The following is a 19,584-nucleotide window of genomic DNA, read 5'->3' as shown; positions in this document are numbered from 1 at the left end:
ACCCCATGGTCCTCGCCATCATCAGCACGGTCGTCCACATCGCCTTCGGCGCCCTGCTCGGCGGCTTCTCGGGCGGCACCATCGGCCTGCTCGTCGGTGCCGTCGTCGGGCTGCTCGTCGGTGGGCCCTTCGGCTGGGCGATCGCCTCGGCCCGGGTGTACGGCCCGGACGCCCGCGGCATCCTGCTCTTCGTCGTCGACCACACGTGGAGCCTGCTGAACACGGTCGCCGGCGCGATCTACCTCACCGTGCACCTGATCTTCGGGCACCACCTCGACCGGCCCACCTCACAGCAGAGCTGCCGGGTCAACGTGGTCGAGGGCGTCTCCCCCCGGTACGCCACCACCATCGGCACGGTCTGCGCCGGCTCCAACAGCGGCATCCAGCGACACGAGGACGTGCACATCTTCCAGGCCCGGCTCCTCGGCCCGCTCTACCTCCCGCTGGTGGCGCTGAACTACGTGCTCTTCACCATCGCCCCGGTCTGGCTGCTCTGGCACGACCACACCAACGCGCCGATCAACCGCTTCACCCGGTACTTCGAGATCGGCGTCTACCCGCACGTCTGGAACGAGGCCATCGCGTACCGGATCCAGGGGACGCCGCCGCGATGACCGGCGACGGGCGAGGACCGATCGAGGCGGCCACCGCCGAGCTGACGGCGTGGCTGGCCGCGGCGGCGGGCGGGGACGTCCCGGTCGGCCCGCCCGTCGACCCGGGGTCGACCGGGCTGACCCTGTGGCCGCTGGAGCTGCGTCCGGCCCGGCAGACCCGGGGCACCGGCGCCCGCGAGCCGTACCGGTTCACGGTCCGCTACCTGCTCTGCGCCGCCGGTCCGGCCGGGCTGCCCCGGCTGGACCGGGTGCTCGCCACGGCCGCCGCGGAGGGCGAGCCGGAGGTGGTGCTGGAGGCCGGCGACCCGGGGCTGTGGCGGGCGTTCGGCGTGGCGCCCCGCCCGGCGCTGCTGATCGACGTGCCGGCGCAGGTGGCCCGCCCGGTGCCGGCGGCGCCGCCGGTGCTGCGCCCGCTGCGGCTGCGCCAACTGGCGATGCTCACCCTGGACGGCCGGGTGGTCGGCCCGGAGGAGCAGCCCCTCGCGGCGATGCGGGTCGAGCTGGTCGGCACGCCGTACGCGACGCACACCGACCCGGCCGGCCGGTTCCGGCTCACCGGCGTCCCGCACGACCCGGAGCAGCCCGGCCGGCCGGTCCGGCTGCGCCTGGTCGGCCGGGGACGCACGCTCACCGCCGACGTCGATCCCGCCGACGCCGACATCGTCATCGTCTGCGAAGCCCCGGCCCGCTGACCCGGACCGGCCCGCGCACCAGGAGGACCGATGCCCAACTACTTCTCCCCCGGCATCTACGTCGAGGAGGTGCCCAGCGGCGCCCGCCCGATCGGGCCGGTCGGCATGAGCACCGCCGGCTTCGTCGGGGTCGCCCCGGACCGCGGCGCGCACGTGGACCGGGCCGTGCCGGTGAACAGCTGGTCGGAGTTCCTGCGGCTCTACGCCTCGGGTGAGCGCCCGGAGAGCACTCCGCTGGCCCGGGCGGTTTTCGGCTTCCTGGACAACGGTGGCACCCGGTGCTGGGTGGTCAACGTCGGCGAGGGCGGCCAGATCACGGGGGGTGGTCAGCGCCGCGCCGGCCTGCAACTGCTGGAGGCGGTGGACGAGGTCTCCATCCTCGCCGCGCCCGGCTTCCACGACCCGGTCTCGCACGAGGCGCTGCTCAGCATGGCGGAGCGGATGCGCACCATGGTGGCCATCTGCGACCCGGCACCCGGCATCGAGGACGTGTCGGCGTTGACCCGGGTCGCCACGCCGGCCTCCGCCCGGACGTCCCGCACGAGCGACGGCAAGCCCCCCGAGGGTACGTCGAGACCGGCCGACGCCGACACCGACGCCGGGTCCGGCGCGACGGCGGCGTACCGCCCCCGGCAGTCGGAGTTCGGCACCTGCTACTTCCCCTGGCTGCGGGTGCGGGACCCGCTCAGCGGTGAGCTGGTGCTCACCCCGCCGAGTGGGCACATCGCCGGCATCTGGGCCCGCACCGACGCCCTGCGCGGGGTGCACAAGGCCCCCGCCAACGAGCCGGTACGCGGCGCCGTCGACCTGGAGTACCTGGTCACCCGCCCCGAGCACGACGTGCTGAATCCCAAGGGCGTCAACGTGATCCGGTACTTCGCCGGCGAGGGCATCCGGGTCTGGGGCGCCCGGACGCTCGCCGCGGAGGCCAGCGAGTGGCGTTACCTGAACGTGCGGCGGCTCTCCATTTCCATCGAGCAGGCGATCGCCAACGGCACGCGGTGGATGGTCTTCGAGCCGAACGACTTCTCGCTGTGGCGGTCGATCCGCCGGGACATCGGCGCCTTCCTCACCCGGGTGTGGCGGGACGGGGCGTTGCTGGGGCGGACGCCCGAGGAGGCGTTCTTCGTCAAGTGCGACGAGGAGACCAACCCGGCCGACGTCCGTGACGCCGGGATGGTGGTCGCGCACATCGGCATCGCGGTGGTCAAGCCCGCCGAGTTCGTGGTGTTCAAGCTGAGCCAGTGGGCCGGCGGCACCGAGACCGAGACGATTGGAGGCTGACATGCCGACCACGGCCACGCCGCAGCCGGGTGCCCCGGTCGACCCGTACCGGGCGTACAACTTCAAGCTGCTCATCAACGGCGTCACCAACGGCCACTTCACGGAGGTGAGCGGCCTGGAGATGAACATCGCCCGGCTGGCGTACCGGGAGGCGGGCAACGACCGGATCCGGGCCGTGCCGGGCCAGGTCGAGTACGAGCCGGTGACCCTCCACTTCGGCCTGACTCCGTCCCGGGAGATCTGGGACTGGGTGCACGCCATCGCGAAGGGGGCGATGAGCCGGCGCAACGTCTCGGTGGTGCTGCTCGACGCCGCCGGCACGACCGAGGTGCTGCGCTGGAACCTGATCAACGCGTGGCCGATGCGGTGGCGGGGCGCGCACCTGCACACCCTGGCGCAGGAGATCGCGATCGTCGCGGTGACCCTCGCGTACGAGGGTCTGGAGCTGGAGTGGGGCAGTGCCGCCGCGCCCACGACCGCGTAGCTGGCTGGCCCGGCGGTTGCGGGCCGCCGCCGACGCGGTCGACGGGCGGATGGTCGGCGGCGCTCCCCCACCGCCGAACGACCCGGTGGCGGGCCGGCCACGCAAGCCGGGCGAGCCACCGGAGCACTGGCTGCGGCTGGTGGCCGCGCACGCCCCCGGCCTGCTGCACGACCTGGATTTCCCCGACGCGGCGGACCCGGGCGGGCAGCGGCTCGCCGGGACGCCGGACGCCGGGCACCCCCACGGCGGGACGGCCGGCGGCCGGTCCCCGGCGGTGCCCCGCCCCGACCGGGGTGGCCGGTACTTCCCGTTCGGTCGCCGGACCCGGCGGGCGGTCGGTGGTGGTGGTGTCGGGCGCTTTGGAGCTGATGACGTAAACGACTCACTCACGGACGGGCGCGCGGTGGGCCCGTCCCGGCAGGGAAGCCCCGGCCACGGTGTGCCCGACCGCGCCGGGGACGGCGTCACCGGCTGGCCGGCGGACGGCGCGAACCGATGGCCGGCCGACAGCGCGGACCGGTGGCCGACGGACGGCGCGAACCAGTGGCCGGCCGACGGCTCGGACCGGTGGCCGGCGATGGGCGCTACCGGGGAGCCGGCTGCCCGGCTGGCCGGCTGGCCGGCGCACGGCCCTGGCGGGGCACCGACGGGCGACGCGGCCGGATGGGCGGCGACCGGTCACACCGGTACACCCACGGGCCGCGCGGCCGGCGGGCCGCCGACCGGCGCCACCGGGACACCCACGGGCCACGCGGCCGACTGGCCGGCCGGTGGGTCGGAAGGGGCGAGGCTTGACGAGGCGGGACGGCCGGTCGCCGGCGGTCCCGCGCCGGGATGGCCGACGAGCGGCGCGGCCGGGCCGTCGTCCGCCGGTGCGGTGGGCGCGCCCGGTGATCGGACGCCGGGGCGGCCGACGGCCGGCGCGACGGACCGGCGGTACGACGGGGCCTTCGGTCCGGCGGCCGGCACGACGGACGGGCCAGCGGGCCGGGCGACCGAGCGACGGACGGCCGGCGGAGCCGAGGGGCGCGGAGCCGGGTGGTCGGGGGCCGACGTGCCGGGCACCCGCGCGGGCCGGGCGGCCGGACCATCGACGGGCCGCCCGCCCGGTGCGCCGATCACCGGCGCGGACGAGCGGTCGACGGCGGGCGCGACCAGGCGACCGCCGACCGGAGAGCCGACAACCGGCACGGCCGGCTGGCCGACGACCGGCACGACCCCGCAGCCGACACCCGGCACGGCCGGCTGGCCGACGACCGGTACGAGCCCGCAGCCGACAACCGGCACGGCGCCGGCGACCGGTACGACCCGGCAGCCCACGGCGACTGGCTGGCCGGCGAGCGACACGACCCGGCCGCCGACAGCCGGCGCGGCGGGGCGGCCGCCGGCCGGTGCGCCCGCAACGCCGCCGACCGGCGCGGCCCGGCAGCCGACGGGTGCCGCCACCGAAGCCGGGACGGACCACACGGCCACAGCGGCGGACCACCCGCCTCCCGGAGTCGGGGACGAGAAGGTCGAACGGCCGGCCATCGGTGCCACCGGCGGGCAGCGGAACCACGCCGCCGGGTGGTCGGCCGCCGGTGGGCATCCGGACCTGGCCGACGGGCGGTCAACGGGCGGTGGGCATCCCGACCTCGCCGCCGAGCGGTCGGCGGACCTGCCGGGGTCAGGCGTTCGGACAATCGGCGCCCCGGCCGGCCGCCGCGTCGTCGGTGACGGGACCGGCGCGCGTCCGGGCGGCACCGACGGTGTGTTCCCCGCCGCCCGCATCGGCGACACCGCGAGCCCAACCATCGGCGCGCCCTGGTTCGCCGCCGGCCACACGCCGGGCACCGCGACCGCCAACCCCCTGCCCCGCATGGTGGCCGGGGCTCCGGGCGTACCCCGGACCGGGGCCGACCTCCGCGACCGGCCGGACCCCGGGGCGACGCCGCCGGTGGACCCGTGGCCGGCGCTGCCGGCCGAGCCGGGCCACGCGGGCGGCGTACCCCCGGCGGCGGGGACCACCACGCGGCCGGCGGCCGGACGGTGGGCCGCCGATCCCTGGCCGGCGCTGCCCGACGAACCGGTGTGGCGACGCCCCGCCGGGGCCGGCGGCGACGACGCCCACCGGCACCGCCTGGACGCCGAACAGCGGGGGGTGTGATGGAACGCGTCGCCTTCCTCGTCGACGAGACCGGCGTCCGGGTCGACTGCCTGCTCAACCCGGAGACCGTGCAGGTCACCCGGCTGGCCGGGGTACGCCCGCGCGGCCTCGCCGACGGGCAGCTCACCGGCGCCGGTCTCGCCGACGACCCGCTCGCCTTCACCGGCGGGGGCCGGACCGAGCTGGTGCTGGACCTGCTCTTCGACACCGACCTGGTGGAGGCGCAGACCCGCCCCGGGGACGTACGCACGCTGACCCGTCCGCTGTGGATGCTGGCGGAGAACTCGGCCGTCGAGCACGGCTGGCTCCGGCCGCCGCTGGTCCGGCTGGTCTGGGGCAAGACCTGGAACGTGCCCGGCGTGGTCGTCGCCATCGCCGAACGGTTCGACGCGTTCACCGGCACCGGCTCGCCCCGGCGGTCCTGGCTGCGGCTGAAGCTGGTGCGGATGGCGGAGTCCGCCGACCAGGCGCAGGAGGGCTTCGCCGACGAGCTGGCCGCCGCGACCACCCCCAGCGCGGCGCCCGGTACGGCCGTGGTGGCCGCCGGCGACGGCTCGGCCGTGCCCGGCTACTCGGGGGTCCGCTTCGACCTGCTCGCCCACGACGCGCTCGGCTCGCCGCTGCGCTGGCGGCTGCTCGCCGAGCACAACCGGATCACCGACCCGCTGACCGTGCCGGCCGGCACCGCCCTGGCGGTGCCACCGGTCACCGCCGCCGCGACGACCCCGGTGGGCGGTGGCACGCCGTGACCGCCTGGCCGACCGTGCTGCTCGACGGCGTACCGCTGGACGGGGCGACGGCCCGCCGGCTGCGGTCCGTGCGGGTCGCCGCCCGGCTGGACCAGCCGACCCAGTGCGAGGTGGTCCACGCCACCGGCGCCGGCCCGGCCGCGCTGGAGCTCGGGCCGGGCCCGGCGGTGCCGACCGGCGCCATGCTGGACGTCCGGCTCGGCGACGAGCCGCTCTTCACCGGCGAGGTCACCTGCGTCGAGGTGGAGTACGCCGCCGACGGCACCGCCCTGCTCCGGCTGCGCGGGTACGACCTGCTGCACCGGCTGCGCAAGCGGCAGCAACTGCGGGTCTTCGAGGCGGTCACCGTCGCCGACCTGGCCCGGGACCTCTGCGCCGAGGTGGGCCTCGACGTCGACGCCGAGACCGACGGCCCGCGCCTGGACCGGCTGCTCCAGCACCGGCACAGCGACCTGGAGCTGCTGGTGGAGGTGGCCGGCCGGGCCGGGCTGCACCTGGCCGCCGACGGCGACCGGGTGCGGCTGCTCACCCTCGACGGGTACGGCGAGCCGGTCCCGCTGACCCTCGGCCGGACGCTGCACCGGCTGCGCCTCGCCGCCAACCTCGACCGGGCCGCCGGGGAGAGCGCGGCGCTGGGCTGGCACCCGCAGCGGGCCGAGCCGATCAGCCAGCGGGCCGACTCGCCGCGCACCGGCCGGCGGATCCCCCTCACCCCCGACCCGGCCACGGTCGGCGCGGACGGCACCCGGACCGCGGTCGACCAGCCGGGCCGCAGCGCCGACGAGCTGGCCGCGATTGCCCAGGCCGGCCTGGACGCCCGGACGGCGGCGCTGGTCACCGCCGAGGGCGTCGCCGCCGGAAACCCGGGCCTGCGCCCCGGCGGCCGGATCGACCTTGCCGGCGTCGCCGACGAACTGGCCGGGGTGTACGTGCTCACCGAGGTGACGCACACCATCGACGGCGACGGGCACCTCACCCGGTTCTCCACCGTCCCGCCGCCCGCCCCGCCGCCCCCGCCGGTGTCGGCGGCGGTGGTCACGCTCGGCACGGTCACCGACGTGGACGACCCCGACCGGCTCGGCCGGGTCCGCCTCACCCTGCCCGCGTACGGGGACCTGGACGCCGGCTGGCTCGCCCTGCTCTGCCCGGGCGCCGGGCCGGGCAAGGGGATCGTCGCGCTGCCCGACCCGGACGACACCGTGCTGGTGGCCCTGCCCGGCGGTGAGCCGACCGCCGGGGTCGTGCTCGGTTCGCTCTTCGGCGCCGTCGAGCCGTACGACCCGGGCGTCGCCGACGGGCGGACCGGGCGCTGGTCGCTGCGGACCGGCAGCGGCCAGACCATCGTGGTGGACGACGCGGCCCGCAGCCTGCGACTGGCCACCGCCGCCGGCAGCCACCTGGAGATGGCACCCGGGCTGACCACCCTGCACGCCGCCGGCGACCTGGTGCTCTCCGCACCGGGGCGGGCGATGGTGGTGCGGGCCCGCAGCGTCGACTTCCTGCACGCCGACGCGACCGAGGACGCGACGACCGCCCGGGACCGGGCCGGGACGCTCGCCCGCGAACGTTCAGGAGGCGGCTGATGCGCTGGATCCACCTGCAGTCCGTGATCACCTGCGACCACGACGGCCGGGTCACCAACCGGGCGTCGCAGACCTGGGTGACCCTCACCGGCGTACCGGTGCTGGTCGACCACGACCCGGAGGGGCGCGAGATCGTGGCCTGCCCCAACTACGGGCCGACCATCAAACCGTGCGCGAGGACGCTGCCGGTGCGGGTCGGCTACAGCGACTGGCTACGGGTCGACGGCCACCGGATCGTGCTGTCGCACCTGGACGGCCTCACCGACGGCACGCCGCCCGGACTCGTCCACCACCGGGTCCGCGACCCGCGGCAGCGGCTGGTGGAGGCGGACCGATGAGGGCGTTCCGCTTCGTCGGCGCCGGCTTCGACGCCGGCCGCACCGGCGGCCTGGGGTTGACCGCGGCCGGCGGGCTCGCCATGACCGACGGCGACGAGACGGTACGCCAGGCGCTGTACCTGCTGCTCTCCACCACGCCGGGCGAGCGGCTGATGCGCCCCGGGTACGGCTCCCGGCTGCACCGGCTGGTCTTCGCGCCCAACGACGACACCACCGCCGGCCTGGCCATCCACTACGTGCGGCAGGCGATCCGGCGCTGGGAGCCCCGCGTCGAGGTGATCGACGTGGACGCCGGGCCCGACCCGGACGACCCGTGGCGGCTGGTGATCCGGCTCGACTACCGGGTCCGGGCCAGCCTCTCCCCCGGCCAACTGGTCTTCTCCGTGGACCTGCTGCCGGACGACGAACCGGACACCGGCGGGCCCGACGGCGCACCGGCGGAGCGCGACCACGCCGAGGGGGAACCGTCATGACGCTGCCCGTGCCGCACCTCGACGACCGGGGCTTCCTCGACCTCGTCACCGAGGCCCGGGAGCGGATCGCCCAGTCCTGCCCGGCCTGGACCGACCTGTCCGCGCACGACCCCGGCATCGCCCTGGTCGAGGCGTTCGCCCACCTCACCGAGGTCATGATCTACCGGCTGAACCAGTTGCCGGAGAAGGCGTACGTGCAGTTCCTGAACCTGCTCGGGGTGAGCCGGCACGCGCCCTCGGCGGCCTGGACGGACGTGCGGTTCACCCGGACCGGCGGTGACCGGCAGCCGGTGCGGATCCCCGCCGGCACCCGGGTGGCCGCCGCCCGGGGCGCCGACCCGAAGCCGGTCGTCTTCGTCACCACCGAACCGGCGCTGCTGCCGGCCGGGGAGGACGCGGTGACCGTCCGGATGCACCACTGCGAGCCGGTGGAGGCGGAGCTTCTCGGCACCGGCACCGGCCAGCCCGGGCAGGTGCTGCGCGCCGCGCGGGCCCCGCTGGCGCGGACCGCCGAACCGCTGGACCTGCTGCTCGGGGTGGAGGTGCCGCCCGGCTCGGTGGAGCTGGGCGCCGCGGCCCGGGAGCACGAGGGGCGCACGTACGAGATCTGGCGGCCGGTGGACAGCTTCGCCGGCCTGGGCCCGCAGGCCAAGGTCTTCCTGGTCGACCGCTGCTCCGGCGTGGTCGCCTTCGCCCCGGCGCTGGACCTGCGCGGACCCGGCGGTGGGCCCGACGGCGGGCCGGTGACGGTGGCGGCGGTGCCGCCGGCGGGCGCCCGGATCCGGCTCTGGTACCGGGCCGGCGGCGGGCGCACCGGCAACGTCGCCGCCGGCACGCTGACCGCCCTGCGCGACCCGTTGCCCGGGGTACGCGCCGACAACCCGGAGCCGGCGACCGGCGGGCGGGACATGGAGACGCTGGACTCGGCGCTGGTCCGCGGGCCGTACGAGTTCTTCGCCCAGCAGCGGGCGGTCACCGCGCGGGACTTCGAGATCCTGGCGGCCGGTTCGGGCGCGGTGGCCCGGGCCCGGGCCTTCACCCGGTCCGCGGTCTACAGCTTCGCCCGGCCCGGCGAGGTCGAGGTGGTGCTGGTGCCGTACGTGCCGGAGGAGGCCCGGCCCGGCGGGCGGTTGCCGGTGACGGTACTGCGCGAGCATGAGGTGGCGGAGGCCCGCCGCCGGGTGGAGGTGGACCTGGCGCAGCGGCGGGTGCTCGGCACCAGTTGCCGGGCCGGCTGGGCCCGCTACAAGGCGGTCTCCATCCGGGCCCGCGTGGTGGTGCGCCGGGAGGAGGACGCCGAGGCGGTCCGGCGGCGCATCCACGACCGGCTGCACCAGACGCTCAGCCCGCTGCCGACCCCGCTGAACCCGGCCGGCTGGGCGTTCGGCGAGCCGCTGCGCGCCTCCAACGTCTACCGGATGCTGGAGCACGCCGAGCCGGGTGTGCGCTACGTCGAGTCGGTCCGGTTCGTCGTCGACGAGGCCCCCGACGCGGAGGTGCGCACCCTCGCCGTCGACCAGTACCAGGCCGGCACCTGGTACGCCGGCCGCGGCCCGGTGCTGTTCCGCTCCACCAACGCGGGGGCGGGCTGGGAGCCGGCCGGCCGGTTCGACGCCGAGAGCGTCGTCCGGGTGGCCCCCGCCCCCGCCCCGGTACGCCCCGGGGTCGTCGCCCGCCCCGGCTCGGTGGCGGTGGTGACCACCCGGGCCGCCGGTGGTTCCCGGGTGCACCTGAGCACCGACCTGGGCGAGACCTGGGCCCTGCTCACCGACCTGGACTCGCGGATCTCCGACGTCGCCTGGATCGACCGGGACGGCGCGGGCGCGCTGCTGCTGGCCACCGACGCCGGCCTGTACGAGGTGTCCCTGCTGCCCGGCTCGGTGCCGTTGCAGATCCTGGTCGACCCGGCCGACGCCGACCGGGGCTTCTACGCGGTGCGGGCGTTCGTCTCCGAGCGGGGCGCGCCGGGCGTGGCGGTGGCCGCGCAGGCCGGGTTCGGGGTCTACCTCTCCACCGCCGCGGGCCGGCCGGGCAGCTTCGCCCACGTCGGGCTGGCCAACGTCGACAACCGGGTGCTGGCCGTGCAGTACGACGGGCCGGCCACCCTGCTCTGGGCCGGCGCCGGCGAGCCGGACCCGAAGAAGCCGGGGCAGGGCTGCCACCGGACCCGGCTGTTCGAGTCGGACGTGAAGTGGCAGCAGGTGCAGGCCGGCTGGGTCGGTGGCACCTGCCGCGACCTGGCCTTCGTCGGCACCCTCGCGGTGGCCGCCACGCAGAGCGGCGGGGTGGTGCGGCTGGACACCCTGGCCGCCCAGCCGCAGTGGCAGCCGGTGATGGTGAACTGCGGGCTGCCGCTGCGCGACCGGTCCCGGTTCGTGCCGGTCGACGGGATCGCCGCGACCGGCGGGGCGGACCGGCTGATCCTCGCCGCCGGCGACCGCGGCGTGTACCGCAGCGGCGACGCCGTCGACTGGACGGCCAGCGCCAACCAGGCCACCGCCGACGTGGTGACCGTCCCCGACACCTGGCTGCTCTGCTCCGGCGAGCACGACATCGAGGTGGTGCGGCAGGATGCGCCGAGCGGCGATTGAGCGGCTGCTGCCCGCCGCCTACCAACGGGCCAGCGTCCCCGGCAGCGTGCTGTTCGCGCTGCTGGAGGTGATGGAGGCGCTGCACGCGCCGGACGAGGCGGTGCTCGCCGACGTCGACGCGCTCTTCGCCCCGTACCGGACGCCGGACGGGCTGGTGGCGTACCTGACCCGGTGGGTGGCGATGGACCACGTGCTCGCCCCGCCCCGGCCGGACGCCCCGCTGCCGCTGCCGGTGGGCCGGCTGCGGGACCTGGTCGCGCACGGCGCGGAGCTGGCCCGGTGGCGGGGCACCCCGTACGGCATGCGGACCGCGCTGGAGCTGGCCACCGGGGTCACCGGGTTCGTGCTGGACGAGCCGGCCGACCGCCCGTTCCACCTGGTGGTCCGGGTGCCGCCGGCCGCCGCCGACCGGCTCGCCGTGATCACCCGGATCGTCGAGGCGGAGAAGCCGGCGGCGGTGACCGCCGAGGTGGTCGTCACCGACGCGCCCGACGCCGATCCCCCGCCGCTGCACCACCCCGGGCCGGCGATCGGCCGGGCCAGCGTCCCGACCCCACGCACCCCTCCCGCACCCGCACCGTCCGCAGAGGAGCCGTCATGACCACCGAATGGGCCGTCGTCGCCGCCGCCGAGCAGTTCACCCTGGACGCCGGCAACCGCGGCGAGCTCACCTTCACCGTCTCCAATCCCGGTCTGGCGCCGGACACCGTGGTCTTCGACGTCGCGCCCGGGGAGGGCAGCCAGCGCTCCTGGTTCACCGTCGCCGAGCCGCAGCGGGTGGTGCCCGGCCAGGGTTCGGTCTCGTTCCTGGTCCGCCTCGCCGTGCCGCCCGGCACCGCGCCCCGCCGCTACGACATGACCGGCTTCGCGTACTCGGCGAACACCGCGCCGGAGGAGAGTTCCCGCGCCAGCGGCCGGGTGACGTACGAGGTCCGCGCGGTCGCCCCGGCGAAGCGCACGCCGTGGCCCTGGATCGCGGCCGCGGTGGCGCTGGTGGTGCTGGTCGGCGCGGTGGTGGGGTGGCTGGTCTCCCGGCCGGAGGAGGTGGCCGCGCCCGGCGAGCCGAGGGTGCTCACCATCGAGGCGGAGAGCCTGGTGGCCGGCGCGACGGTGCAGTCGCCCGCCGGCAGCAAGGCCAGCGTGGTGGTGCAGGAGAACTGCTGCGGGGTGACCTGGTCGCAGGACCGGCAGCTCTTCTTCCAGGGCCTGGCGATCGGCGACCAGGTGACCATGACCGTGCAGATCCCCGCCGAGGCCACCTGGCGGTTCTCCGCCGCGCGCACCACCTCGTTCGACTACGCCAACACCATCTTCGCCATCGACGGCGTACAGGTCGGCGGGACCTTCCTCGGCTTCACCCCGAAGGTGGTGCGTACCGACTTCTCCGACGTCGGCACCGTGAAGCTGGGGCCGGGCCCGCACCAGCTCACCCTGGTCGCGGTGAGCAAGACGCAGGGCTTCGACCGGTACTTCGCCGGCATCGACCAGATCCGGTTCACCGAGGTGCGCGAGGCGGCGGCCCGGCGATGACCGGTCGGCAGAAGCTGCTGCTGGGCGCGGTGGGCGTACTCCTGGTGGTGCTCTTCGTGGTCGCGGTCGGCGCGGGCCGCGCCGACCGGGGCCGGCCGGGCGACGCCGACGCCGTCGGCTGGCTGGGCCGGCTCGCCGGTGGCGGCGCCACCGTGGACCCGACGACCGTACGGGCGGAGTGCGACCGCACCGGAGACGTGCTCACCGTGGCCGGCGACTGCGTGCTGCGGGTCGCCGATCCGGGCGGGCTGAAGACGCTGGTGCTGCGCGCGCCGGACGCCTTCACGGTCACCGCCCCGGCGCCCGGGGACGCCGACCTCACCGTCCGCGACGACGTCGAACCCGCCGACGACGGCACCGGGGCGGTCGCGAAGATCGCCGTCGACCGGGCCGCCGCGGTCGTGCTGAGCTGTCCGGGAGGTGCCGGGTGCACGGTCGCCATCAGCACGTCCTGACCCGCCGGCGCCCCGCCGCGCCGACGCGGGTACCCGGACCGACCGCGCCGCCGACCCGCGAGGAGGCCCGTCATGGGTGAGCTGCGCAAACCGTTCCTGCTGCTGGCGCTGCTGGCGATCGGGCTGGTGGTCGGCGTGGAGCTGGGCGCGTCGCTGCTCGTCGGCGGCGGCGACGCGGGCGGGGCGCTGGCCACCAGCGCCCGCGACCTCGACGTGGACCTCGGCGAGGTCGGCCGGGTCAGCGAACCCTCCGGGCGCGGCACCGGTCAGCTGGCGCTGATCGACGTGGTGGCGCTCTGGACGACCGGCCTGTTCTGCCTGAGCCTGGTCGTACCGGACCGGATCCAGGGTCGGGTGCAGGGCGTGGCGACGCTGGTCTTCGCGATCCTGCTGATCCTGGCGTCGCTGGTGCTGCTGGTGGTCACCTTCGTCGAGCTGACCGTGATGGTGTCGCTCTTCCTGGCGGTGCCCTTCGGCACGCTGGCGTACCTGGCGTTGTGGGGGTTCTTCCCGGTCGGCGAGGCGAGCCTGCTGCTCGGCCTGGTGCTGCTGCTCAAGCTGGTCTGGGCGGGGCTGCTGCTGCTCGCCCAGCCCCGGTTCCTGCAGAACAAGGGCCTGGTGCTGCTGGCGCTCACCACGCTGCTCTGCACGGTGCTGCTGGAGTTCCTGCACCGGCTGGCGCCGGTGGTCGTGGTCAGCATCCTCGACGACGTCGGCGCGTTGATCTTCGCGGTGGTCGCCGTCGTCTGGGGCCTGGTCCTGCTGATCGGCTCCATCCCCGCCATCGTCAAGGCCGTCCGGGTCACCGCCGCCCTCCCCACCCGCTGACCCACCCCCGTCGATCACGAGGTCGGCGACCCGGATGGGGATCATCGTCGCCGCCAACCTCGTGATCGACGTGGTGGGTGGGAGGTCAGAGGACGTGGGAGCGGTAGCCGGTCACGGCGGCGGCGAGGATGTCGGGGCCGGGGCGGGACCAGAGGTCGGCCTGGAAGACCTCCACCTCGATCGGGCCGGTGTAGCCGGCGGCGTCGACCGCCTCCCGCAGCCGGCGCAGCTCGACGCAGCCCTGGCCGGGCAGGGCCCGGCCGAGCAGCACGCCCTCGGGCAGCGGGGTGACCCAGTCGGCGACCTGGAACGCGGCGATCCGCCGCCCGGCGCGGGCGATCTGTGCGTACACCGTGTCGTCCCACCACACGTGGTACGTGTCGACCACCACCCCGACCACGGCCGGGTCGAACCGCTCGGCGATGTCGAGGGCCTGCCCGAGGGTGGCGATCACGCAGCGGTCGGCGCAGAACATCGGGTGCAGCGGTTCGATGGCGAGCCGCACCCCGGCGGCGGCGGCGTCCGGGGCGAGTTCGCCGATCGCGTCGGCGACCCGCTGCCGGGCGCCGTCGACGTCCCGGCTGCCCGCGGGGAGCCCGCCGGAGACCAGCACCAGTTCCGACGCGCCGAGGGCGGCGGCCTCCTCGACGGCCCGCCGGTTCTCGGTCCGCCAGTCGCCGTCGGTGAAGAAGCCGCCCCGGCAGAGCGAGGTGACGGTCAGCCCGGCGTCGCGGACCAGCCGGGCGGCCCGGGCCAGCCCGTACTCCTGGACCGGTTCCCGCCACAGCCCGATCCCGGGCACGCCGGCCGCCGCGCACCCGGCCACCACCTCGTCGAGAGGCCAGTGCTTGGCGGTGGCCTGGTTGAACGAGAACCGGGCCAGCCCGGCGGCCGGCACCACCCGCTGCGGCGCGGCGGCGCCGGACGTCGGGGCGGTCACTGCGCCACCCCCGCCACCGTGAAGTACGCCCGCGCCCGCGCGGCGGCCAGCTCCGCGTCGGGCAGCAGGCCGGCGGTGTCGGCCAGCACGAGCAGCCGGGCCAGGTGCGCCGGTGACCGGCCGGACTGCTGCCCGGCCAGCATGGTGAAGTGCTCCTGGTGCCCGGCGAGCCAGGCCAGGAAGACGATGCCGGTCTTGTAGAACCAGGTCGGCGTGGCGAAGAGGTGCCGGGCCAGCGGCAGGGTCGGGGCGAGGAGCGCGTCGTAGGCGTCGAGATCGCCGCGGTCGAGGGCGGCCAGCGCGGCGGCGGCGGCCGGGGCGATGGCGGCGAAGACGCCGAGCAGCGCGTCGGAGTGCCCCTGGTCGTCGCCGCGGATCAGCTCCGGGTAATGGAAGTCGTCGCCGGTGTAGAGGCGCACCCCGGCCGGCAACCGTCGGCGCAGCGCCACCTCGCGGTCGGCGTCGAGCAGCGACACCTTGATGCCGTCGACCCGGTGCTGGTGGTCCTTGACCAGGTGCAGCACGGTGTCGGTGGCCTCGTCGAGGTCGGTCGAGCCCCAGTAGCCGGCCAGGGCCGGGTCGAACATGTCGCCGAGCCAGTGCAGCACCACCGGCTGGTCGACGGCGCCGAGCAGCCGGTCGTACACCCGCAGGTAGTCCTCGGCGCCGCCGGCGGCGGCGGCCAGGTGGCGGCTGCACATCAGCACCGGGCGGGCGCCCGCGGCGACCACGTCGGCGAGCTGCGCGGTGTAGGCGTCGGCGACCTCGGCGAGGGTGGCCGGCCCGGGGGGCAGCTGGTCGGTGGCGACCCCGGCGACGATCCGCCCGCCGACCGCGCGCGCCTCGGCGGCGCTGCGCCGGATCAGTTCCCGGGTGGCGGCGTGGTCGAGTCCCGCGCCGCGCTGGGCGGTGTCCATCGCCTCGGCCACCCCCAGCCCGTACGACCAGAGGTGGTGCCGGAAGGCGAGGGTGCGGTCCCAGTCCACGGCGGACGGGGCGCCCGGCACGTTCTCCGCCGTCGGGTCGGCGACCACGTGCGCCGCCGCGTACGCCACCCGGCTGGCGGCGGGGCCGGCGGGCCGGTCGAAGCCGGCGCCCCCGCGCAGCCGGTACGGGCGCCCGCCGGGCAGCGCGACGGTCGCGGTCACCGGGTCAGCTCCGGCACCTCGACCCGGCACCCCTCGCGGGACGAGCGCAGCCCCAGCTCGGCGAGCTGCACCCCGCGCGCCCCGGCCAGGAAGTCCCAGGCGAACGGCTCCCCCGCGACGACGTGCCGCAGGAACGCTTCCCACTGCACCTTGAAGCCGTTGTCGAACTCCTCGTTGTCGGGCACCTCGGTCCACTGTGCCCGGAAGTCCTCGGTAGCCGGCAGGTCCGGGTTCCAGACCGGTTTCGGGGTGACCGCGCGGTGCTGGACCCGGCAGCGGCGCAGGCCGGCGACGGCGCTGCCCGCGGTGCCGTCGACGTGGAACTCGACCAGTTCGTCGCGGTGCACCCGAGTGCACCAGGAGGAGTTGAGCGCGGCGACGATCCCACCGTCGAGTTCGAAGATCCCGTACGCGGCGTCGTCGGCGGTGGCCGGGTAGCTCCGGCCGCCCTCGTCGACCCGCTGCGGGATGTGCGTGCTGGCGACGCAGGTGACCGCCCGGACCGGGGCGAAGAGCTCCTCCAGCACGTACTGCCAGTGCGGGAACATGTCCATCACGATGCCGCCGCCGTCCTCGGCGCGGTAGTTCCAGGAGGGGCGCTGGGCGGGCTGCCAGTCGCCCTCGAAGACCCAGTAGCCGAACTCGCCGCGGACGGAGAGGATGCGGCCGAAGAAGCCGCCGTCGATCAGCCGCTTGAGCTTGCGCAGGCCGGGAAGGAAGAGCTTGTCCTGCACGACGCCGGTGCGGATCCCGGCGGCGTCGGCGGCGCGGACCAGCTCCAGGGCGGCGGCGCTGGACTCGGCGAGCGGCTTCTCCGTGTAGATGTGCTTGCCGGCGTCGATGGCCTGCCGGATCGCCTTCTCCCGCTGCTGGGTGACCTGGGCGTCGAAGTAGATCTCGGCGTCGTCGCGGGCCAGCGCGGCGGCGAGGTCGGTGGTCCAGTCGGTGAGGCCGTGCCGCTCGGCCACCGCGCGCAGCCGGCCCTCGTCGCGGCCGACCAGGATGGGTTCGGGCCAGATCCGGGTGCCGTCGGGCAGCGCGAGGCCGCCCTGCTCCCGGACGGCCAGCAGGGACCGGACGAGGTGTTGGCGGTACCCCATCCGACCGGTGACGCCGTTGACGATGATGCCGATCGACCTTCGGGACATGGTCGTCCTTCCGTCCAGACAGCCCAGGCAAGCGCTTTCCTGAGGAGCGTAGGGTGCGTGCCGACCTCCGGGCAAGGGCTTTCCCGGCACCGTTGCGGTAACCTGTCGGCGACCACGGCCCGACGCCCGGGCCCGACAACACCGGGGGTGGCATTGGCGACGCTGGCCGACGTCGCCCGGCGCGCCGGAGTCTCCCCCGCCACCGCGTCCCGGGTCATCAACGGCAGCAGCAAGCCCGTCGCCGACGAGCTGCGCGAACGGGTGCTACGCGCCGTGGCCGACCTGCGGTACGTGCCCAACGCGCACGCCCAGCTGCTGGCCCGGCCACAGCGCAGCGTGGTCGGCGTGGTGGTGCACGACGTCTCCGACCCGTACTTCGCCGAGGTGACCCGGGGGCTGCAACGGGTCGCCACCGACCGGGGCCGGCTGGTCATCATCTGCAACAGCTACCGCAACCCCGAACGCGAGCTGGAGTACGTGGAGATGCTCCGCGGCCAGCAGGTGGCCGCGATCGTGCTGGCCGGCTCCGGCTACCACGACGCCGACTTCACCGCCCTGCTCGCCGAGAAGCTGGCCGCGTACGAGGCGACCGGCGGCCGGGTGGCGGTGATCGGCCGGCACGAGCACCCCGGCGACGCGGTGATGCCGGCCAACGAGCCCGGTGGTCGACTGCTCGGCGCGGAGCTGTGCCGGCTGGGCCATCGGCGGATCGGGGTGATCGCCGGTCCGCGCGTGCTGACCACCATCACCGACCGCCTCGGCGGGCTGCGCGCCGCGCTGGCCGACGGTGGCGTCCCCCTGCCCGACGAGCGGATCCGCTACGCCGACTTCGACCGCGACGGCGGCGCCCGGGCCGCCGCCGAACTGCTCGACGCCGTGCCGGGGCTGACCGCGCTGGTGGCGCTCAACGATTCGATGGCCGTTGGCGCGCTGACGCTGCTGCGCTCCCGCGGCATCCGGATCCCCGAGGAGATCTCGGTGGCCGGCTTCGACGACATGCCGGTGGCCGCCGACGTCACCCCGGCGCTGACCACCGTCCGGCTGCCCCTGGTCGAGCTGGGCGCGCGGGCGATGACCCTCGCGCTCGACCCGGCCACCGACCGGCGCCGGGTCGAGGTGCTCCCCGCCGCACTGGTCCGCCGCGCGAGCCTCGGCCCCGCTGCCGGCTGACCGCCCGCCCGAGCCACGGCGGCGCGCACGCCCGGCTGACCGCCATGAGATGCGGCTCGGGCAGCGCCGCGCCCCACGTCACACCGGGGCGAGGTTCGAACCGGCGCCCGAGTGGGGACAATGAGGCCCGCGGGCGACGGCACGACCACCCTCCCCCGCCTGAGCAGGGACGGGAGGTGGTCGCGGTGACCGACGGGCCCGGCGCCGACGTGGCCGACCTGGCGACGAACCTCTTCCCGGGCACCGACCCGACCAGCGCCGCGCACCGGGCGACCGACTGGTGCGCGCTGGACCGGCCCCTGGTCCGCCAGCTCTGCGGCGCGCTGGCGCAGGCACTGGTCCGGGCCCGCGCCTACGAGACCCAGCGGGCGGTGGCGCTGGCCATGCAGCGGGCGATGCTCGGCCCGGTGAAGCTGCCGGCCGGCTTCGCGGTGCGCTACGAGCCGGCGGTGCGGCCGTTGGAGGTGGGCGGCGACTGGTACGACGTGGTGCAGCTCCCTGATGATTTGGTCGCCGTGCTGGTCGGCGACTGCGTCGGGCGGGGGCTGCCCGCCGCCACCGTGATGGGTCAGCTGCGCAACGCCTGCCGGGCGCTGCTGTTGCAGGCGAAGAGCCCGGCCGAGGTGCTCGCCGCCCTGGACGACTTCGCCCGCCAGGTGCCCGGCGGGGGCTGCACCACGGTGTTCTGCGCGATCATCGACCGGTCGCTGGGCGTGCTGCGCTACTCCTCGGCGGGGCACCCGCCGGCCGTGCTGATGCACCCGGACGGCTCGTCCCAGCTGCTGGACGGGGCCGGTTCGGTGCCGTTGGCGAGCGTCGCGGTGCACGGCCGGCCGGAGGCGGGGGCGCAGCTGCGGGACGGGTCGACGCTGCTGCTCTACACCGACGGGTTGGTGGAGCGGCGACGGGAGCTGATCGACGCGGGCATCGCCCGGGCGGTGGACAGCCTCGCCGACGGTCGGGAGCTGCCGGAGGGCGAGCTGGTCGACAACCTGGTCCGGGACCTGGTCCCCGGTGTCCGCGCCGACGACGTCGCGGTGCTCGTCTACCGGCACCGGGAGCCGGTGGTGTTCCACGCGGAGCTGGCGGCCGACCCGGCGCAGCTCTCCCCCGTCCGGGAGGCGCTGCGGACCTGGCTGATCGGGGTCGGGGCCGGCGAGCCGGACGTCGAGACGGTGCTGATCGCCGCCGGCGAGGCGTGCGCCAACGCCATCGAGCACGGCTGCCGGTTCGCCCCGGGGACGACCGCCGCGGTCCGCGGCCGGTTGCGGGCCGACCGGCTGGAGATCGAGGTGACCGACGCCGGCGGCTGGCGGGAGGCCGGCTCGGAGGGGCTGAGCGGGGCCGAGGGCGGTTGATCATGGCCCGGCTGATGGACGAGGCGACGATCGACGGCACCCCGCAGGGGACC

General features: G+C 76.0%; 19 protein-coding genes. 16 read left to right on the top strand and 3 right to left on the bottom strand.

Annotated features, from left to right (window positions below; all coding sequences use genetic code 11):
• Nucleotides 1–5: 5 nt before the first annotated feature.
• The 14 genes from V6U79_RS09770 to V6U79_RS09705 all read left to right on the top strand — a co-directional run bounded on the left by V6U79_RS09770 (nucleotide 6) and on the right by V6U79_RS09705 (nucleotide 13,767).
• The gene (locus tag V6U79_RS09770; RefSeq protein ID WP_334614352.1) at nucleotides 6–614 is read left to right on the top strand and encodes a glycine zipper family protein; all 609 of its coding nucleotides are present in this window, start codon (nucleotides 6–8) and stop codon (nucleotides 612–614) included.
• Nucleotides 611–1,306, top strand: a complete 696-nt coding sequence (locus tag V6U79_RS09765; protein ID WP_334614351.1) for a carboxypeptidase-like regulatory domain-containing protein — start codon at nucleotides 611–613, stop codon at nucleotides 1,304–1,306. The genes V6U79_RS09770 and V6U79_RS09765 overlap by 4 nt, the downstream gene beginning before the upstream one ends.
• Nucleotides 1,307–1,336: 30 nt before the next feature.
• Nucleotides 1,337–2,590 (top strand): phage tail sheath family protein, encoded by a 1,254-nt coding sequence (locus tag V6U79_RS09760; RefSeq protein WP_334522240.1) that lies wholly within the window; start codon nucleotides 1,337–1,339, stop codon nucleotides 2,588–2,590.
• A 1-nt stretch (nucleotide 2,591) separates the two neighbouring features.
• On the top strand, nucleotides 2,592–3,074 hold the full coding sequence (locus V6U79_RS09755) for a phage tail protein (protein ID WP_334522243.1): 483 nt from the start codon (nucleotides 2,592–2,594) through the stop codon (nucleotides 3,072–3,074).
• 1,750 nt (nucleotides 3,075–4,824) lie between these two features.
• Nucleotides 4,825–5,220 carry a hypothetical protein gene (locus V6U79_RS09750; RefSeq protein WP_334614350.1) on the top strand — a complete coding sequence of 132 codons (396 nt, stop codon included), beginning with the start codon at nucleotides 4,825–4,827 and terminating at the stop codon, nucleotides 5,218–5,220.
• Complete coding sequence (locus V6U79_RS09745; protein WP_334614349.1) at nucleotides 5,220–5,969, top strand: CIS tube protein; 750 nt, start codon at nucleotides 5,220–5,222, stop codon at nucleotides 5,967–5,969. The genes V6U79_RS09750 and V6U79_RS09745 overlap by 1 nt, the downstream gene beginning before the upstream one ends.
• Nucleotides 5,966–7,552 carry a phage baseplate assembly protein V gene (locus V6U79_RS09740; RefSeq protein ID WP_334614348.1) on the top strand — a complete coding sequence of 529 codons (1,587 nt, stop codon included), beginning with the start codon at nucleotides 5,966–5,968 and terminating at the stop codon, nucleotides 7,550–7,552. The genes V6U79_RS09745 and V6U79_RS09740 overlap by 4 nt, the downstream gene beginning before the upstream one ends.
• Nucleotides 7,552–7,890 (top strand): hypothetical protein, encoded by a 339-nt coding sequence (locus tag V6U79_RS09735; protein ID WP_334522253.1) that lies wholly within the window; start codon nucleotides 7,552–7,554, stop codon nucleotides 7,888–7,890. Before V6U79_RS09740 ends, V6U79_RS09735 begins: the two co-directional genes overlap by 1 nt.
• Nucleotides 7,887–8,363 carry a GPW/gp25 family protein gene (locus tag V6U79_RS09730; RefSeq protein ID WP_334522256.1) on the top strand — a complete coding sequence of 159 codons (477 nt, stop codon included), beginning with the start codon at nucleotides 7,887–7,889 and terminating at the stop codon, nucleotides 8,361–8,363. The genes V6U79_RS09735 and V6U79_RS09730 overlap by 4 nt, the downstream gene beginning before the upstream one ends.
• On the top strand, nucleotides 8,360–10,954 hold the full coding sequence (locus tag V6U79_RS09725; RefSeq protein ID WP_334614346.1) for a putative baseplate assembly protein: 2,595 nt from the start codon (nucleotides 8,360–8,362) through the stop codon (nucleotides 10,952–10,954). The genes V6U79_RS09730 and V6U79_RS09725 overlap by 4 nt, the downstream gene beginning before the upstream one ends.
• Entirely contained in the window at nucleotides 10,935–11,555 is a 621-nt protein-coding gene (locus V6U79_RS09720; protein ID WP_334614344.1) for a phage tail protein, read from the top strand. Before V6U79_RS09725 ends, V6U79_RS09720 begins: the two co-directional genes overlap by 20 nt.
• The gene (locus tag V6U79_RS09715) at nucleotides 11,552–12,484 is read left to right on the top strand and encodes a hypothetical protein (RefSeq protein WP_334522265.1); all 933 of its coding nucleotides are present in this window, start codon (nucleotides 11,552–11,554) and stop codon (nucleotides 12,482–12,484) included. The genes V6U79_RS09720 and V6U79_RS09715 overlap by 4 nt, the downstream gene beginning before the upstream one ends.
• Nucleotides 12,481–12,939: a hypothetical protein gene (locus tag V6U79_RS09710; RefSeq protein WP_334614343.1), complete on the top strand. Its 459-nt coding sequence runs from the start codon at nucleotides 12,481–12,483 to the stop codon at nucleotides 12,937–12,939. The genes V6U79_RS09715 and V6U79_RS09710 overlap by 4 nt, the downstream gene beginning before the upstream one ends.
• A 72-nt stretch (nucleotides 12,940–13,011) precedes the next feature.
• On the top strand, nucleotides 13,012–13,767 hold the full coding sequence (locus V6U79_RS09705) for a hypothetical protein (protein ID WP_334522271.1): 756 nt from the start codon (nucleotides 13,012–13,014) through the stop codon (nucleotides 13,765–13,767).
• An 85-nt stretch (nucleotides 13,768–13,852) separates the two neighbouring features.
• Here the strand turns inward: V6U79_RS09705 and V6U79_RS09700 are convergent, their stop codons facing one another.
• The 3 genes from V6U79_RS09700 to V6U79_RS09690 are packed head-to-tail and all read right to left on the bottom strand — an operon-like array spanning nucleotide 13,853 to nucleotide 17,003.
• Nucleotides 13,853–14,650, bottom strand: a complete 798-nt coding sequence (locus V6U79_RS09700) for a sugar phosphate isomerase/epimerase family protein (protein WP_442933283.1) — start codon at nucleotides 14,648–14,650, stop codon at nucleotides 13,853–13,855.
• Nucleotides 14,651–14,703: 53 nt separating this feature from the next.
• On the bottom strand, nucleotides 14,704–15,855 hold the full coding sequence (locus V6U79_RS09695) for a dihydrodipicolinate synthase family protein (RefSeq protein WP_334614342.1): 1,152 nt from the start codon (nucleotides 15,853–15,855) through the stop codon (nucleotides 14,704–14,706).
• Nucleotides 15,852–17,003, bottom strand: coding sequence for a Gfo/Idh/MocA family protein (locus V6U79_RS09690; RefSeq protein WP_334522279.1), 1,152 nt, complete (start codon nucleotides 17,001–17,003; stop codon nucleotides 15,852–15,854). The genes V6U79_RS09695 and V6U79_RS09690 overlap by 4 nt, the downstream gene beginning before the upstream one ends.
• A gap of 153 nt (nucleotides 17,004–17,156) precedes the next feature.
• On the opposite strand from V6U79_RS09690, the gene V6U79_RS09685 reads away from it, so the two are divergent.
• Complete coding sequence (locus V6U79_RS09685; RefSeq protein WP_334614405.1) at nucleotides 17,157–18,173, top strand: LacI family DNA-binding transcriptional regulator; 1,017 nt, start codon at nucleotides 17,157–17,159, stop codon at nucleotides 18,171–18,173.
• 185 nt (nucleotides 18,174–18,358) lie between these two features.
• Complete coding sequence (locus tag V6U79_RS09680) at nucleotides 18,359–19,531, top strand: ATP-binding SpoIIE family protein phosphatase (protein ID WP_334614340.1); 1,173 nt, start codon at nucleotides 18,359–18,361, stop codon at nucleotides 19,529–19,531.
• Nucleotides 19,532–19,584: the final 53 nt, after the last annotated feature.

This window comes from Micromonospora psammae, from assembly GCF_036902725.1.
Classification (GTDB): Bacteria; Actinomycetota; Actinomycetes; order Mycobacteriales; family Micromonosporaceae; genus Micromonospora.
Note: the sequence above shows the minus strand (reverse complement) of the source record. Positions and strands in the feature narration are given on the sequence as shown.

Bases quoted from the DNA above. Each gene is read 5' to 3' on its own strand.
- V6U79_RS09710 (WP_334614343.1), top strand. From the start codon at position 12,481: ATGACCGGTCGGCAGAAGCTGCTGCTGGGCGCGGTGGGCGTACTCCTG.
- V6U79_RS09765 (WP_334614351.1), top strand. From the start codon at position 611: ATGACCGGCGACGGGCGAGGACCGATCGAGGCGGCCACCGCCGAGCTG.
- V6U79_RS09725 (WP_334614346.1), top strand. From the start codon at position 8,360: ATGACGCTGCCCGTGCCGCACCTCGACGACCGGGGCTTCCTCGACCTC.
- V6U79_RS09720 (WP_334614344.1), top strand. From the start codon at position 10,935: ATGCGCCGAGCGGCGATTGAGCGGCTGCTGCCCGCCGCCTACCAACGG.
- V6U79_RS09690 (WP_334522279.1), bottom strand. From the start codon at position 17,003: ATGTCCCGAAGGTCGATCGGCATCATCGTCAACGGCGTCACCGGTCGG.
- V6U79_RS09755 (WP_334522243.1), top strand. From the start codon at position 2,592: ATGCCGACCACGGCCACGCCGCAGCCGGGTGCCCCGGTCGACCCGTAC.
- V6U79_RS09705 (WP_334522271.1), top strand. From the start codon at position 13,012: ATGGGTGAGCTGCGCAAACCGTTCCTGCTGCTGGCGCTGCTGGCGATC.
- V6U79_RS09745 (WP_334614349.1), top strand. From the start codon at position 5,220: ATGGAACGCGTCGCCTTCCTCGTCGACGAGACCGGCGTCCGGGTCGAC.
- V6U79_RS09760 (WP_334522240.1), top strand. From the start codon at position 1,337: ATGCCCAACTACTTCTCCCCCGGCATCTACGTCGAGGAGGTGCCCAGC.
- V6U79_RS09735 (WP_334522253.1), top strand. From the start codon at position 7,552: ATGCGCTGGATCCACCTGCAGTCCGTGATCACCTGCGACCACGACGGC.
- V6U79_RS09730 (WP_334522256.1), top strand. From the start codon at position 7,887: ATGAGGGCGTTCCGCTTCGTCGGCGCCGGCTTCGACGCCGGCCGCACC.
- V6U79_RS09770 (WP_334614352.1), top strand. From the start codon at position 6: ATGGTCCTCGCCATCATCAGCACGGTCGTCCACATCGCCTTCGGCGCC.
- V6U79_RS09715 (WP_334522265.1), top strand. From the start codon at position 11,552: ATGACCACCGAATGGGCCGTCGTCGCCGCCGCCGAGCAGTTCACCCTG.